We start from the raw sequence: 14,047 nt of genomic DNA, 5'->3' as shown, positions 1-14,047 counted from the left end.
GGGGGCCGAGACTGGGCTCCGTGCCGGCGGTCGCCCCCTCCGTCACGCTGCGTATCCGCAGCGCGCCACCTCCCCCGCTAAAGCGAGGGAGGAGTTAAGTCAGCGGAAGCGGAAAACGTCCCCCTCCGGCCCTTCGGGCCACCTCCCCCAGAGGGGGAGGATCTGCGGTGACCTGCGACACCGTGCCTCGTTTCATGAACGCTTTCTGAATTTCGAATTAAGGGTTTGTGCGAACTTCGGAGTCTAGCCTTGGAACCATCAGAACCAGGAATAGTCCGATGGCTTCCTTCACTCTTCGCCCGCACGACCGTTCGGAATTCGACTCGCTGATCGGCGGCATCGCCTCGCAGTTCCCCGGCGCCCGCATCGAGGCCGCCCACAACGACACCTGGGCCTCCTATCGGGTCGACGTGTCGTGCGAGGATCCTCGCGCTTCGGCCCTGCGGGACTGGCTCAACGGTCACCACGCCGACTGCCCGCGCACCTGATCCTGCCGGACCTGGGTCTGGCCGCTACTGGCTGACCCACTGCACGCAGGCGACCCAGGCCACCGCCATGCGGTCCAGCGTGCGGTCGTCGCCGTCGCGCAGGACCGAGGTCAGCTCGATCGTCCGGGCCGTCAGCCGGCCCAGTTCCCTGATCAGCACCTCGCCGTCGGTGGTCATCACCACCACCCGGTCGCCGCGCCGGGGCTCGGCCGTCGCCGAGACCAGAAGCCGGTCGCCGTCGCGATAGACCGGCGCCAGGGCGTCGCCCTCGATCTCCAGGGCGTAGAGCCCGTCTTCCCGCGGCCCCGGAAGCTCAATCTCCTCCCAGCCCGCCCCGCGCGGCGCGCCCGCCTCGTCGAACAGGCCCGGCGCGGCCCGCGCCTGGCCGATCAGCGGAATGCCGACGCGCTTGCCCTGCACGCTCTCGGTCAGGGCCGCGAATTCTGAAAATCCCACGCCGGTGGCTTCCAGCACCTTGGCCAGGCTCTCGGTCGAGGGCCAGCGGGGGCGCGTGTCGACGTCGCCGCGCTTGGAGCGGTTGAAGGCGGTGGGATCCAGGCCCGCAAGCTTGGCCATGGCCGAGGGGCTCATGTCGAACCGCTTGGCCAGGGCGTCGATCGCGGTCCACAGTTCGGCGTGCGAGAGCATGGGGTCCTCCACACGTCCAAGTGACGGGACCGCAAGGAAATTATGCCCTCGACCTAGGAATGTAAACCTAGGGGAAATGGTCAAGGTTGACGTTTACGTAAGCGTTGACGTTCCGCAAGGTCCGGTCTAGCGTGAACAGCGATAACCAATGACCCGGCCCGGAAGGCCGGCCGCACCCTGGGAGGGTACCGATGGCAGCCGATCTTCGACGTCCCGAGCGCACGTTCTCGATCCGTCAGCTGTGCAACGAATTCAAAGCCACGCCCCGGGCGCTGCGCTTCTACGAGGACAAGGGTCTGCTGACGCCGGCCCGCGAAGGCCTCAACCGCGTCTATTCCCACAAGGACCGCGTCCGCCTGCAACTGATCCTGCGCGGCAAGCGCGTGGGCCTGTCGCTGTCGGAAATCCGCGAACTGCTCGACCTCTATGACGAGAACGACGACGGCGCGGCCCAGATGGCCCGGTCGCTGAAGAAGTTCCGCGAGCGCGCCAGCGCCCTGGAGCAGCAGCGCGAGGACATCGACGGCGCCCTGATCGAGCTGCGCGAGGCCTGCGATCGCCTCGAGAAGCGCCTGGCCGAGATCCGCCCCGACCTGCTGCCGCGCTCTGCCGACTACGAGCAGCTGCTGCGCGCCCGCCTCGACGGCGCCGAAATGGCGCTGGGCAAGTAGGCTCAAGAAATTCCCGGTATGCGCTCGTTTCCGCCAAGACCGGCGGGGCCGGGCGCGCCCTGGTTCCACCTCCCCGATCCGACCCATCAGGACTGCTTTAAATGACCTATCAGCCGCCCGTTCGCGATCACATGTTCCTGCTGCGCGACGTGCTCAACATCGAGCAGTACGGCAACCTGCCGGCCTTCGCCGACGCCTCGATCGACGTCGTCGAGCAGATCGTCGAGGGCGCGGCCCAGTTCACCGGCGAAGTCCTGGCCCCGCTGAACAGCGTCGGCGACAAGACCGGCTGCAAGCTGGATCCGGTCACCAACACCGTCACCACCCCGCCGGGCTTCAAGGAAGCCTACAAGGCCCTGTGCGAAGGCGGCTGGACGGGCCTCGGCTCGGATCCGACCTACGGCGGCCAGGGCCTGCCGCACGTCGTGAACCTGTCGTTCTCGGAAATGTCGAGCAGCGCCAACATGGCCTTCTCGATGTATCCGGGCCTGGCGCACGGCGCCTATTCGGCCATCCACACCGGCGGCACCGACGCGCAGAAGCAGACCTACCTGCCCAAGATGATCACGGGCGAGTGGACCGGCACCATGAACCTGACCGAGCCGCATTGCGGCACGGACCTTGGCCTGCTGCGCACCAAGGCCGTCCCGCAGGCCGACGGCAGCTACAAGATCACCGGCCAGAAGATCTGGATCTCGGCCGGCGAACACGACATGTCGGACAACATCGTCCACCTCGTTTTGGCCCGCATCGAGGGCGCTCCGGCCGGCGTGAAGGGCATCAGCCTGTTCATCGTGCCGAAGTTCTTCCCCAAGGAAGACGGCTCGGTGGGCGCGCGCAACGAGGGCGCCAAGTGCGTGGGCCTCGAAGAGAAGATGGGCATCCACGGCAACGCCACCTGCGTCATGCAGTACGACGACGCCGAGGGCTATCTGATCGGTGAAGAGAACAGCGGCCTGAAGCTGATGTTCGTGATGATGAACGAGGCCCGCCTGGGCGTCGGTCTCCAGGGCGTCGCCCAGGCCGAAGCGGCCAACCAGGCCGCCGTCGCCTTCGCCAAGGACCGCCTGCAAGGCCGTTCGCTGACGGGCCCGAAGAACGCCGACGGCCCGGCCGACCCGATCATCGTCCACCCGGACGTGCGTCGCCTGCTGCTGGAGAACAAGGCCATCATCGAAGGCGGCCGCGCCTTCCTGTTCTGGACCGCCCTGCACGGCGACCTGGCCCACGCCCACCCGGATGAAGCGGTGCGCACCAAGGCCGAGGACTACATGGGCCTGCTGACCCCGGTTCTGAAAGGCTACCTGACCGACCGCGGCTTCCAGGCCTGCTCCAACGCGGTGCAGGTGCACGGCGGCAGCGGCTTCACCGAGCACTTCCCGGTCAGCCAGTACCTGCGCGACTGCCGCATCGCCCTGATCTACGAAGGCACCAACGGCGTCCAAGCCCTCGACCTCGTCGGCCGCAAGCTGGCGGCCAAGGGCGGCCGCGGCGTGATGACCTTCTTCCAGGAGATCGACCAGTTCGTCGGCGAGAACGACGGCGACGCCGAGCTGAAGCCGTTCGTCGACGCCCTGGCGGCGACCAAGGCCCAGCTGCAGGACGGCACCATGTGGCTGATGCAGAACGGCCTGCAGAACCCCGACAACGCCGGCGCGGCCTCGACCGACTACATGCACCTCTTCGGCCTGACGGGCCTGGCCTACATGTGGGCCCTGATGGTCAAGGCGGCCAACGCCAAGATCGCCGAAGGCTCCACCGACCCGTTCTTCACGACCAAGGTCGCCACGGCTCGTTATTTCATCGAACGGGTCTTGCCTGACGCAGGGGCGCATCTGGCCAAACTGAAGACCGGCTCGGCGACCCTGATGGCGCTGCCCGCGGAGGCCTTCTGATCATGAGCGTGCTCGACGTCGCAAAACCCGCCTTCATGGCCGAAGAAGACATCGCGATCTTCGAGGATGCGGTGGGCAAGTTCTTCGACGAGCACGCGCCTGAAAACGTCGTGGCGACTTGGCGCAAGAACCACTGCGTCGATCGCGCGATGTGGAACAAGGCGGGGGAGGCCGGTCTGCTCGGCCTCTCCACGCCGGAAGAATACGGCGGCTCCGGCGGCGACTATCGCCACGAGGTCGTGCTGATGGAACAGCTGGGCAAGAAGGGCGTCGACGGCTTCGGCGCCAGCCTGCACAACGCCATCGTCATGCCGTACATCTTCCACTACGGCACCGAAGAGCAGAAGCAGCGGTGGCTGCCGCGCCTGTCGACCGGCGAGCTGGTCGGCGCGATCGCCATGACCGAGCCGGGCGCCGGCTCCGACCTGCAAGGCGTCAAGACGTCGGCCAAGAAGGTCGGTAACCAGTACGTCGTCAACGGCTCCAAGACCTTCATCACCAACGGCCAGACGGCCAATCTGATCATCGTCGTCGCCAAGACCGACCCGGCCGGCGGCGCCCGCGGGACCAGCCTGGTGGTGGTCGAGACCGATGGCGCGGAAGGCTTCGAGCGCGGCCGCAACCTCGACAAGCTGGGTCACGAGGCTCAGGACACCTCGGAGCTGTTCTTCAACGACGTGAAGATCCCGACCGAGAACCTGCTCGGAACCGAGGAAGGCCAGGGCTTCTTCCAGCTGATGGCCCAGCTGCCGCAGGAGCGGCTGAACATCGCCGTGCAGGGCATGGCGACGATCGAGCGGGCGCTCGAGCTGACCATCGCCTACGTCAAGGAGCGCCAGGCGTTCGGCAAGCCGATCATCGCCTTCCAGAACACCCAGTTCGTGCTGGCCGAATGCAAGACCGAGGCGACCGTCGCCAAGGTGTTCGTCAACCACTGCATCGAGCGCCACCTGAAGGGCGACCTCGACGCCTCGACCGCCTCGATGGCCAAGTACTGGGTGACGGATCTGGAGAACAAGATCGTCGACCGCTGCCTGCAGCTGTTCGGCGGCTACGGCTTCATGAACGAGTACCCGATCGCCCGGATGTACAAGGACAGCCGCGTCCAGCGCATCTACGGCGGCACCAACGAGATCATGAAGCTTCTGATCGCGAGGACGCTCTGATGTTTTTCGCCGACGCTCCGCCCCCGCCTGCGAATGACGCGGCCCGCTCGGCCGTGGTCTGCGTCAAGGCCGAGGGCCGCCGCCCGTTGCAGTTCTCCGGCAAACTGGAGGGCAAGCGCCCCCAGCCCGGCGCCTTCGACCTGCCGCTGAAGCCCGGCGTCGAGCAGTGCAACAATCTGCTGCGCTCGAAGATCGCCACCTGGACCCTGACGGTGAACACGCCGGGCTTCACGCCCTGCCGCCTGCCCGCGCCGGAGTTCGGCCAGCGGGTGGTCTATTCGGCCAAGGCTTCGGCGCGCGGCCTCTCCTGCGCCCCGATCCACAAGTCCCCCATCGGGACCTGGAAGAAGTAGCATGTCGACCCACGTCGCCATCGTCGACTGGAAGCTGGAGCCCGGGGCCGACTTCCCCCGGGGCCGCTACAGCCGCGCCCATACCCTGTCGTTCGACGGCGGGGTCACGGCGCTCGGCTCGGCGTCGCCGTCGGTGGTGCCGCTGCCGTGGTCGGACCCGGCGGGCGTCGATCCCGAGGAGATGTTCGTGGCGGCGCTGTCGTCCTGCCACATGCTGACCTTCCTCGACCTTGCCCGCCGCGCCGGCTTCTTCATCAGCGCCTATCGCGACAGGGCCGAGGGGACGATGACCAAGAACGAGCATGGCGCTCACTGGGTCAGCCACGTGGCCCTGCGCCCCGACATCGTCTTCGAGGGCGACGCGCCCGACGAAGCCAAGCTGGCGGCCCTGCACGAGGCCGCCCACCACGCCTGTTTCATCGCCAACTCGGTTCGGACGGACGTCCGCGTCGAGCCGGCGCTCGAAAACGCCCTGCAAAGCCTTTCCACCTCCAATGCTCACATTGGAAGTGGGTGAAAAGGCTTTGAAAACAAAAGTCTAGAGCGCGATCGCGCTCTGGGGCCAACAGATTTAAAGATCGCAGGAAGGAGCCATTCAATGGCCGACGCTTACATCTTCGACGCCGTGCGCACCCCGCGCGGCAAGGGCAAGAAGGACGGCTCTCTGCACGAGATCACCGCCCTGTCGCTGGCCAGCCAGGTCCTGGAAGCCATCCGCGACCGCAACAACCTGGACACCTCCAAGGTCGACGACGTCGTCCTGGGCTGCGTGGCCCCGGTCGGCGAGCAAGGCTCGGACATCGCCCGCACCGCTGTGCTGACCGCCGACTATGCCGAGAACGTCGCCGGCGTGCAGATCAACCGCTTCTGCGCCTCGGGCCTGGAAGCCGTGAACATGGCCGCGGCCAAGGTCATCTCGGGTGAAGCCGACCTGACCATCGGCGGCGGCGTCGAGAGCATGAGCCGCGTGCCGATGGGCAGCGACGGCGGCGCCTGGCCGACCGATCCGTCGTCGGCCTTCAAGACCTACTTCATGCCGCAAGGCGTGTCGGCCGACCTGATCGCCACCCTCTATGGCTTCAGCCGCGACGACGTCGACGCCTACGCCGTCGAGAGCCAGAAGCGCGCCGCCCAGGCCTGGGCCGAAGGTCGCTTCAACAAGTCGGTCGTGCCGGTGAAGGACCAGCTGGGTCTCAACATCCTGTCGCACGACGAGACCGTCCGCGCCTCGACCACCATGCAGACCCTGGCCTCGCTGAACCCCTCGTTCACGGGCATGGGCGAGATGGCCTTCGACGCGGTCGCCACCCAGCGCTATCCGCAGGTCGAGCGCATGACCCACGTGCACCACGCGGGCAACAGCTCGGGCATCGTCGACGGCGCCGCCGGCGTGCTGATCGGCACCAAGGAGATGGGCGACGCGCTCGGCCTCAAGGCCCGCGCCCGCATCAAGGGCATGGCCTCGATCGGTTCGGAGCCGTCGATCATGTTGACCGGCCCGTCGCTGGTCACCGAGAAGCTGCTCAAGAAGCTCGGCATGGAAGTCGGCGACATCGACCTCTACGAGCTGAACGAAGCCTTCGCCGCCGTCGTCCTGCGCATGATGCAGGCGCTGGACATCCCGCACGACAAGATGAACGTCAACGGCGGCGCCATCGCCATGGGCCACCCGCTGGGCGCCACCGGCGCGATGATCCTGGGCACCATGGTCGACGAGCTGGAACGCTCCGACAAGGAAACCGCCCTGATCACCCTGTGCGTCGGCGCCGGCATGGGCACCGCCACGGTCATCGAACGCGTCTGATCCAAGCACAGATCGTCATCCCGGACGGCCGTAGGCCGATCCGGGACCCAGGGGCCGGCGCATTGCGGTTCACCTGGGTCCCGGCTCTCCGCTTCGCTACGGCCGGGATGACGACCCAAATTCTGAAGGACTAGTCCACATGGAAAACTTTAAGATCGAGGTCGACGGCGACGGCATCGCCCTGGTCACCTTCGACGTCCCCGGCCGTTCGATGAACACCCTGACCGCCTCGGTGATCAAGGAAGTCGGCGAGCTGGTCGAGCGCATCAAGACCGACGCGGCCATCAAGGGCGCCGTCATCACCTCGGGCAAGACCACCGGCTTCTGCGCCGGCGCCGACCTGGGTGAGCTGGGCGGCAACGGCGGCCTGGGCGGCGCCAGTAAGGGACAAGAAGGGCTTCAAGCCGCGTTCGACGCCGGCTTTGCCCTGAACAAGGCCTTCCGCGAGCTGGAAACCAGCGGCAAGCCGGTGGCCGCGGCCATCAACGGCCTGGCGCTGGGCGGCGGCCTGGAATTCGTCCTGGCCACCCACTACCGCGTGGTCGCCGACCTGCCGAAGCTGCAGCTGGGCCTGCCGGAAGCCAAGGTCGGCCTGCTGCCGGGCGGCGGCGGCACCCAGCGCCTGACGCGCCTTATGGGCGTGATGGCCGCCGCGCCGTATCTGCTCGAAGGCAAGTCGATGAAGCCGGCCGAGGCCCTGGGCCTCAAGGTCGTGCACGAGGTCGTGCCGGCCGGCACGGAAGTCGAGGCCGCCAAGACCTGGATCAAGACCAAGGGCGACCCGGTCGCTCCGTGGGACAAGAAGGACTTCAAGATCCCCGGCGGCGGCCCTTACACCCCGACCGGCGCCCAGGTGTTCATCATGGGCAACGCCATGCTGCGCAAGAACACCTACGGCAACTATCCGGCCCAGCAGAACATCATGAAGGCCGTCTATGAAGGCCTGCAGGTTCCGTTCGACGCCGCGATCCGCATCGAGACCCGCTACTTCATCAAGACCCTGATGACGCCGCAGGCCAAGGGCATGATCCGCACCCTGTTCCTGTCCCTGCAAGAGCTGGGCAAGGGCGCGGGCCGTCCGGAAGGCGTGCCGCACTACGACGTCAAGAAGGTCGCCGTGCTGGGCGCCGGCATGATGGGCGCGGGCATCGCCTACGTCCAAGCCATGGCCGGCATCGAGACCGTGCTGATCGACCAGAGCCAAGAAGCCGCCGACAAGGGCAAGGGCTACGCCGAGGGCCTGGTCAAGAAGGCCGTTTCGCGCGGCAAGCTGACCCAGGAAAAGGGTGAGGCCATCCTGGCGCTCATCCACCCGACCGCCGACTACGCCAACGTCAAGGGCAGCGACCTGGTCGTCGAGGCCGTGTTCGAGAACCGCGAAGTGAAGGCCGCCGTCACCAAGCTGGCCGAAGCCCAGCTGGCCGACACGGCCGTGTTCGGCTCCAACACCTCGACCCTGCCGATCACCGGCCTGGCCGAGGCCTCGATCCGTCCGGAAAGCTTCATCGGCATCCACTTCTTCTCGCCGGTCGACAAGATGGGCCTGGTCGAGATCATCCTCGGCGAGAAGACCGACCAGGCGACCATCGCCAAGTCGATCGACTACGTCCTGAAGATCAAGAAGACCCCGATCGTCGTCAACGACAGCCGCGGCTTCTACACCTCGCGCTGCTTCGGCACCTTCGTGCAGGAAGGCATGGAGCTGCTGAGCGACGGCATCGCGCCGGCGATCATCGACAATGTCGGCCGCGCCACCGGCATGCCGCGCGGTCCGCTGGAAATGCACGACGACGTCGCGCTGGACCTGTCGCACAAGATCGCCGTCCAGACGAAGAAGGACCTCGGCGACAAGTACGAGGAGCGTCCGTTCACCGCGGTCATCGCCAAGATGGTCGAGGACCTGGGCCGCTACGGCCGCAAGAACGGCAAGGGCTTCTACGACTATCCGGAAAACGGCCCCAAGACCCTGTGGCCGGGCCTTTCGGACCTCGTCGAAGTGACCGTCAAGGACGCCGACAAGGCGCTGATCGAACAGATCCGCACCCGCCTGCTGTACCGCCAGGCCGTCGAGGCCGCGCGCTGCTTCGAGGAAGGCGTGATCACCGATCCGCGTGAAGCCGATGTCGGCGCCATTCTGGGCTGGGGCTTCGCGCCCTGGACCGGTGGTCCGATCAGCCTGATCGACGGCGTGGGCGTGGCCAAGTTCGTCGAGACGCTCGACCAGCTGGCCGCCGCCTACGGCTCGCGCTTCACCCCGCCGGCCCTGCTGCGCGAGATGGCCGCCAAGGGCGAGACCTTCTACGGCCGCTTCGGCGGCAAGAGCGAGAAGGCGGCCGCTTAAGCCGCTTTCCCGCTTCAGGCGAAATGAGGAGGCCCGGCGGCGACGCCGGGCCTTTTTCTTTGCGCCGCCGCATCAATGCCGCCATCGCCGCGCCCCATCGCGCGGCTACCTCCACGCCGTCCGCGCGTTACTGGCGGCAAGCAGGGGTTTGGGATGGCCGGCAGGCGATCGACAGTTCGCCGCAAGAGGCCTTTCACCCTCGCCCTGATCGTGGCGAGCGGCCTGCACGTGCTGCTGGGCGTGGGCCTGCTGGCGGGCGTCAAGGTCATGCCGCCGCTGGTCGAGCAGAACCTGATCGTCGACCTGGTGGACGTCGCGCCGCCGCCCGCGCCGCGCCTCGAGGCGCCCGCCGCGTCCGTGCCCGCGCCGTCCGCCCCCAAGACCCCGCAGGCCCGCGCCGTGGCGCCGCCGCCTCCGGCCCAGGTCGCCGCCGCGCCCTCGCCGAGCCCGGCGCCGGCTGCGCCGGCGGCCCCCCGCGCGGCCACCGCGCCGCCCGGCTTCAAGTCACGCGGAACGCCGACGCCCGGCGGCGATGATTTGCGCACCGCCGCCCGCGAAGGCGGCGGCTGCAACCACGCCGACCTCTATCGCCTGACCAAGGCCGAGCGCGCGGCCTGCGACGACAAGCTGGGCATCAAGTCCAGGGACGCGCCGATGTACGCGGTGATCGACCAGGCCAAGAAGGATTTCTTCGACGGCGCCTGCAAGAAGGACGACGAGTGGTGCCTCTACCGCACCGGCCAGGGGCCGTATCCGGGCCTGCTGGCCCTGATGAAGAAGAAAAAGAGCGAGTGGTGAACCGCCTGTGATCCCTCTCCCCTTGCGGGAGAGGGTGGCCTCCGAAGGAGGTCGGGTGAGGGGTCTCTCAGATTTATCCGGACGGGCCTTTCGGCCCCTCATCCGTCGGCTTCGCCGCCACCTTCTCCCGCAAGGGGAGAAGGAAGCACAAAAAAGGGCGGCCCTCGCGAGCCGCCCTTTCCGTGTTCGAACCTGAACCCGTCGCTTACCAGCTCTTGCTGACGCTCAGGAACAGGCGGCGTTCGACTTCCAGGCCGGCGCTCTGGCGCTGGCGGTTGTCGCCGAGGTTCTGGCCGCTGATCGCCACGGTCACGCCGTGGTCGAAGCTGCGGGCCACGCGGCCGCCGATGGCGGCGTAGCTTTCGATCTTCACCAGGCGCGGATTGGCGCCGACGGCGTAGAGCGCATAGGCCTCGTGGTCGCCGACCAGGGTGACGAAGCCGTCGGCCGTCCAGGCGCCGCCGGTCCAGCCCAGGGCCACGTTGCCGCGGTTCTCCGGCGTGGTCGCGCCGAAGGCGGCCGAGCGCAGCACCGGCGAGAAGCCGGCCAGCGGCTCGTCGTCGACCTCGGTGTGGGTCCAGTCGGCGTTCCAGCGGAAGCCGGCGCCGAACTCGCCCTGGGCGGCCAGTTCGAAGCCGTTCATCTTGCTCTCGCCGATGTTGCGGTAGCTGAGCACCGGCAGGCTGACCAGGGTCGGCGCGACGTCGATCTGGGCCGAGGTCGGCTGGCCCTTCACGTCTTCGGTCTTCTGGATGAAGGCCTTGGCGCTGATCTGGGCCTTGATGGCCGGCAGGGCGCGCTCATAGGTCAGCTGGTAGTTGGTGACGATCGCCGGTTCCAGGGTCGGGTTGCCGGCCAGGCCCAGGGTGTAGGGACCGACGCTGACGCGAGCCTGCAGGGCGCCCAGGTCGACCAGGGTCGGCACCTGCACGCCGCGGGCGGCGCTGGCCTTGAAGGTGTCGGCGGCGGTGGCGCGCCACACCAGGCCCAGGTTCCAGGACGGCTCCTCGATCTTGCGATCCCAGTAGCCGTTGCCCAGGGGCGGCGAGCCGGCCGGGAAGGCGCCGTCGCGCGACAGGTCCAGGCTGTCGTAGCGGCCGGCGGCGGTGAAGGCGAGCTTGTCGCTGATCGCCCAGTTCCACATCGCCGAGGCCGACAGCACGTCGTAGCTGACTTCGGCGCCGCCGATCGGGGCGGTGTTGACCTCGTTGTGGCGGTATTCGCCGCCCAGGCGGATGGTGTGCTTCGCGCCGATCTTGAACAGGTCCTGGGCCGAGACGACCGTGATCTTGTTCTCGAAGCGGGCCTTCTGGCCAAGGATCAGATGCTTGGCGGTCAGGTCGTTCTGGTAGGCGGAAAGCTGCAGCTGGCCGACCTGGGTGTCGGCAGTCAGCGTGCCCTTCAGCGAGCTCGTCAGGTACTTGCTGGGCGAGTAGGCGTAGTTGGACAGCATGTCGCTGACCTGGACGTTCGAGTATGAGCCCTCGACGCGCAGCTCGGCCTTGTCGGTCAGCTGGGTGACGGTGTCGATGTTGGCCGAGATCTTGGCCGGGTCGTTCAGCTGGCTCTTGGCGACGCCGGCGACGGTGTTCTTGAACTCGTCGCTCTGGCTGGCGCCGGCCGAGACGCGGGCGCTGAAGCGCTCGCCCAGCTTGAAGGTCTTGGCCAGCGAAACCTCGCCGTAGCCGAAGTTGCCGCCGCGCACGGTGATGTCGCCGGCGTCGTCGAACTTCGGGTTGACGGTGATGATGTTGACCACGCCGCTGACGGCGTTGAAGCCGAAGAGGGCGCTGTTGGGGCCCTTGACGACCTCGATCTGGCGGATTTCCGACAGCTGCACGGGCAGGGTGGCCCAGGCGGTGTAGCCGTAGTGGTCGAGATAGACCTGGCGGCCGTTGATCAGCACCAGCAGGCGCGGCGACATGGCCTGATTGTAGCCGCGAACGCTGACGTCGGCGGCGCCGGCGCCCCAGGTGGTGACGTCCAGGCCGGCCACGCGCGACAGGATGGTCGGCAGGTCGACCGCGCCCGAGCGGGTGATGTCGGCGGCCGAGATGATGGTCATGTCCACCGGCGCTTCGGTCGAGCGCTGCGGGGCGCCGGTGGCGCTGGTGGTGACCGGCTCGTTGAACAGCTGCTCGAGCGAGCCGTAGTCGATCGATTGGGCGTGGGCGGCCGAGGCGGCGGCGACGAGGAGGCCTGCGGAAACGCCGGCCAGGAGAGTCTTCTTCATGGGTATGTCTCTTGTGCTGGCGGCGATCAGACTTCGCGGATCATCATGCGGAAGGCGGACTTGAAGACCGCGCCCACGGCCGCGGCGGCGCCGCGGTTGACGATGATCTCGACCTTGGGGTCGGCCGACACGCTCATGACGCAGGCGCCGCTGGCGGCGCAGGACGCGTCCGAGCCGATGGTGATGATCTTCTTGGCCTTGGCGGCCGCGCCCACCGGGCCGGCGGTCACGCCGGTGGTGACGTAGAGGGCGGCCACGCCCGAGACGCCCGAGACGGCGCCGGCTTCGACCGGCTTGGCCGTCAGGGTCAGGGCGCCGGTGGTGAGGCCGCCGCCGATGGCGGCCATGACGGCGTTCTTCTCGGCGACGGAAGCCGGCTTGGACGGATCGAACACGACGCCCAGCACCGCCTTGCCGGTGGGACCGTTCTCCAGGAAGGTCAGCGCGCGGCCGGCGATCTGCACGTCCTTGGCGGCGTCGGCATGGGCGCTGATCGGCGCGACGGTGAGGAGCGCCGCGGCCAGCGCCACGACGGGTTTCTTCTTCGACATTCTGTTGAAATCCCCTGCCCTTTGTTGGGCTTGTGAGCGGGGTGATGGCGCGGCGGGTGTAAAGAAGACGTAACGCCGCCCGCATGACGTCGTTCTGCAAACCTTTGCACTGGTCGGGTATCCGACAGTCAAACAACTTCCGGTCGGCAAATGACCTTGCGGCAGGGAAGGTCTATGTCCGGTGCGGCGTCATCTTGAGTTGTGTTTGGACAGAATGTCGCAGTTCGAAACTTATTTTCGGATTGCGGAGACTCAGATCGACAGGCGTTCGGCGGCGACGCCGGCCGCGCGCAGGGCGGCCAGACGCGCGAAGGCCAGGGTCAGGGCCTTGCGGCGGGCGCCCGCCAGGGGCGTGACAGGGGCGGCGCGCACCACCGCGCCGCCGAAGCCGTCGGCGACGATCAGGCCCGGCTCTTCCGGCAGGATCCCTTCGGGGAACTGCGGCGCCACGGCGAAGTGGAAGGCGTCGCAATAGGGGCCGTACTCGCCCCACTTGCGGTCGACGCGATAATCGTCCAGGCCCGACTTCACCTCGACGATGACGATGTCGCCCTTCGGCCCCAGCGCCATCAGGTCGGCCCGGCGGCCGTTGGGCAGGGTCACCTCGGCCAGCGGCGCATAGCCCAGGTCGACCAACAGCCTCGCCGCGCCGCGGGTGACGGCCAGGGTGGTCTCGGGGCGCCCCATGGCGGAAGGGGTGAGGCTGATGTCGACGACGACGTCCATGGCGTCACCATGTTCCATCTTTGTTCGCGGCGCAAGCGGCCGTGTCAGCCGTTGGTGAGGGCCGCCATCACCCCGCCGGCCGCACCGACGAGCGACGACAGCGAGGCCGCGACCAGCAGCCAGGGCGGGAGATCGTCGCGATGGCTTCGCCAATGGATCAGGCCGAACTGGGCGGCGATCGTGCCGCCGAGCAACAGGGCGGCGAGATCGATCACGGTGCGGGCCGTACCCGGCACGAGGATGATCGCGCCCAGGCAGGCGGTCGTGATCGCAAGCAGGGCCAGCAAAGCGCTCCAGGCGACGGTGGTCAGGCGCGGCGGTTGAGATTGGACCTTGGCCATGACCCGATGTAAGGGCGCTGCTTGGTTGAGCG

14 protein-coding genes and 1 pseudogene are annotated in these 14,047 nt (G+C 67.7%); 9 read left to right on the top strand and 6 right to left on the bottom strand.

Annotated features, from left to right (window positions below):
• Positions 1-278 precede the first annotated feature (278 nt).
• Complete coding sequence (locus P7A99_RS24090; protein WP_109102539.1) at positions 279-488, top strand: hypothetical protein; 210 nt, start codon at positions 279-281, stop codon at positions 486-488.
• 24 nt (positions 489-512) lie between these two features.
• On the opposite strand, the gene P7A99_RS24085 is transcribed toward P7A99_RS24090, so the two are convergent.
• Positions 513-1,136 carry a S24 family peptidase gene (locus tag P7A99_RS24085; protein WP_277796248.1) on the bottom strand — a complete coding sequence of 208 codons (624 nt, stop codon included), beginning with the start codon at positions 1,134-1,136 and terminating at the stop codon, positions 513-515.
• A gap of 191 nt (positions 1,137-1,327) precedes the next feature.
• Between P7A99_RS24085 and P7A99_RS24080 the strand changes: the two genes are divergently transcribed.
• The 6 genes from P7A99_RS24080 to P7A99_RS24055 all read left to right on the top strand — a co-directional run bounded on the left by P7A99_RS24080 (position 1,328) and on the right by P7A99_RS24055 (position 7,025).
• Positions 1,328-1,807 carry a MerR family transcriptional regulator gene (locus tag P7A99_RS24080; protein ID WP_101718614.1) on the top strand — a complete coding sequence of 160 codons (480 nt, stop codon included), beginning with the start codon at positions 1,328-1,330 and terminating at the stop codon, positions 1,805-1,807.
• Positions 1,808-1,908: 101 nt separating this feature from the next.
• The gene (locus P7A99_RS24075; RefSeq protein WP_277796247.1) at positions 1,909-3,702 is read left to right on the top strand and encodes an acyl-CoA dehydrogenase C-terminal domain-containing protein; all 1,794 of its coding nucleotides are present in this window, start codon (positions 1,909-1,911) and stop codon (positions 3,700-3,702) included.
• Positions 3,703-3,704: 2 nt separating this feature from the next.
• Complete coding sequence (locus tag P7A99_RS24070; protein ID WP_101714417.1) at positions 3,705-4,868, top strand: acyl-CoA dehydrogenase family protein; 1,164 nt, start codon at positions 3,705-3,707, stop codon at positions 4,866-4,868.
• The gene (locus tag P7A99_RS24065; protein WP_277796246.1) at positions 4,868-5,221 is read left to right on the top strand and encodes a hypothetical protein; all 354 of its coding nucleotides are present in this window, start codon (positions 4,868-4,870) and stop codon (positions 5,219-5,221) included. Before P7A99_RS24070 ends, P7A99_RS24065 begins: the two co-directional genes overlap by 1 nt.
• Before the next feature lies 1 nt (position 5,222).
• Positions 5,223-5,738, top strand: a complete 516-nt coding sequence (locus P7A99_RS24060; RefSeq protein ID WP_277796245.1) for an OsmC family protein — start codon at positions 5,223-5,225, stop codon at positions 5,736-5,738.
• Positions 5,739-5,819: 81 nt separating this feature from the next.
• Entirely contained in the window at positions 5,820-7,025 is a 1,206-nt protein-coding gene (locus P7A99_RS24055; RefSeq protein ID WP_277796244.1) for an acetyl-CoA C-acetyltransferase, read from the top strand.
• Positions 7,026-7,039: 14 nt separating this feature from the next.
• Here P7A99_RS24055 and P7A99_RS25300 read toward each other — a convergent pair.
• Positions 7,040-7,135, bottom strand: a pseudogene (locus tag P7A99_RS25300) (hypothetical protein); the annotation flags it as partial.
• Between the two features lie 29 nt (positions 7,136-7,164).
• On the opposite strand from P7A99_RS25300, the gene P7A99_RS24050 reads away from it, so the two are divergent.
• Positions 7,165-9,366, top strand: coding sequence for a 3-hydroxyacyl-CoA dehydrogenase NAD-binding domain-containing protein (locus P7A99_RS24050; protein WP_277796243.1), 2,202 nt, complete (start codon positions 7,165-7,167; stop codon positions 9,364-9,366).
• Positions 9,367-9,519: 153 nt separating this feature from the next.
• Positions 9,520-10,164, top strand: a complete 645-nt coding sequence (locus P7A99_RS24045) for a hypothetical protein (protein WP_277796242.1) — start codon at positions 9,520-9,522, stop codon at positions 10,162-10,164.
• A gap of 205 nt (positions 10,165-10,369) precedes the next feature.
• Here the strand turns inward: P7A99_RS24045 and P7A99_RS24040 are convergent, their stop codons facing one another.
• The 4 genes from P7A99_RS24040 to P7A99_RS24025 form a co-directional block, all read right to left on the bottom strand.
• Entirely contained in the window at positions 10,370-12,397 is a 2,028-nt protein-coding gene (locus tag P7A99_RS24040; RefSeq protein ID WP_277796241.1) for a TonB-dependent receptor plug domain-containing protein, read from the bottom strand.
• A gap of 26 nt (positions 12,398-12,423) precedes the next feature.
• Entirely contained in the window at positions 12,424-12,948 is a 525-nt protein-coding gene (locus P7A99_RS24035) for a hypothetical protein (protein WP_277796240.1), read from the bottom strand.
• A 252-nt stretch (positions 12,949-13,200) separates the two neighbouring features.
• Positions 13,201-13,674: a DNA repair putative endonuclease MmcB gene (mmcB, locus tag P7A99_RS24030; RefSeq protein ID WP_277796249.1), complete on the bottom strand. Its 474-nt coding sequence runs from the start codon at positions 13,672-13,674 to the stop codon at positions 13,201-13,203.
• Positions 13,675-13,718: 44 nt separating this feature from the next.
• Positions 13,719-14,015, bottom strand: coding sequence for a hypothetical protein (locus P7A99_RS24025; protein WP_277796239.1), 297 nt, complete (start codon positions 14,013-14,015; stop codon positions 13,719-13,721).
• Positions 14,016-14,047 lie beyond the last annotated feature (32 nt).

The organism is Caulobacter endophyticus (assembly GCF_029543245.1).
Taxonomy (GTDB): domain Bacteria; phylum Pseudomonadota; class Alphaproteobacteria; order Caulobacterales; family Caulobacteraceae; genus Caulobacter; species Caulobacter endophyticus_A.
This window is presented reverse-complemented; position numbering and strand designations above follow the sequence as displayed.

What these genes read in the sequence shown, in the direction of transcription:
- P7A99_RS24040 (WP_277796241.1), bottom strand. Translation starts at nt 12,397, where the DNA reads ATGAAGAAGACTCTCCTGGCCGGCGTTTCCGCAGGCCTCCTCGTCGCC.
- P7A99_RS24060 (WP_277796245.1), top strand. Translation starts at nt 5,223, where the DNA reads ATGTCGACCCACGTCGCCATCGTCGACTGGAAGCTGGAGCCCGGGGCC.
- P7A99_RS24045 (WP_277796242.1), top strand. Translation starts at nt 9,520, where the DNA reads ATGGCCGGCAGGCGATCGACAGTTCGCCGCAAGAGGCCTTTCACCCTC.
- P7A99_RS24025 (WP_277796239.1), bottom strand. Translation starts at nt 14,015, where the DNA reads ATGGCCAAGGTCCAATCTCAACCGCCGCGCCTGACCACCGTCGCCTGG.
- P7A99_RS24055 (WP_277796244.1), top strand. Translation starts at nt 5,820, where the DNA reads ATGGCCGACGCTTACATCTTCGACGCCGTGCGCACCCCGCGCGGCAAG.
- P7A99_RS24065 (WP_277796246.1), top strand. Translation starts at nt 4,868, where the DNA reads ATGTTTTTCGCCGACGCTCCGCCCCCGCCTGCGAATGACGCGGCCCGC.
- P7A99_RS24085 (WP_277796248.1), bottom strand. Translation starts at nt 1,136, where the DNA reads ATGCTCTCGCACGCCGAACTGTGGACCGCGATCGACGCCCTGGCCAAG.
- P7A99_RS24090 (WP_109102539.1), top strand. Translation starts at nt 279, where the DNA reads ATGGCTTCCTTCACTCTTCGCCCGCACGACCGTTCGGAATTCGACTCG.
- P7A99_RS24080 (WP_101718614.1), top strand. Translation starts at nt 1,328, where the DNA reads ATGGCAGCCGATCTTCGACGTCCCGAGCGCACGTTCTCGATCCGTCAG.
- P7A99_RS24035 (WP_277796240.1), bottom strand. Translation starts at nt 12,948, where the DNA reads ATGTCGAAGAAGAAACCCGTCGTGGCGCTGGCCGCGGCGCTCCTCACC.
- P7A99_RS24075 (WP_277796247.1), top strand. Translation starts at nt 1,909, where the DNA reads ATGACCTATCAGCCGCCCGTTCGCGATCACATGTTCCTGCTGCGCGAC.
- mmcB (WP_277796249.1), bottom strand. Translation starts at nt 13,674, where the DNA reads ATGGACGTCGTCGTCGACATCAGCCTCACCCCTTCCGCCATGGGGCGC.
- P7A99_RS24050 (WP_277796243.1), top strand. Translation starts at nt 7,165, where the DNA reads ATGGAAAACTTTAAGATCGAGGTCGACGGCGACGGCATCGCCCTGGTC.
- P7A99_RS24070 (WP_101714417.1), top strand. Translation starts at nt 3,705, where the DNA reads ATGAGCGTGCTCGACGTCGCAAAACCCGCCTTCATGGCCGAAGAAGAC.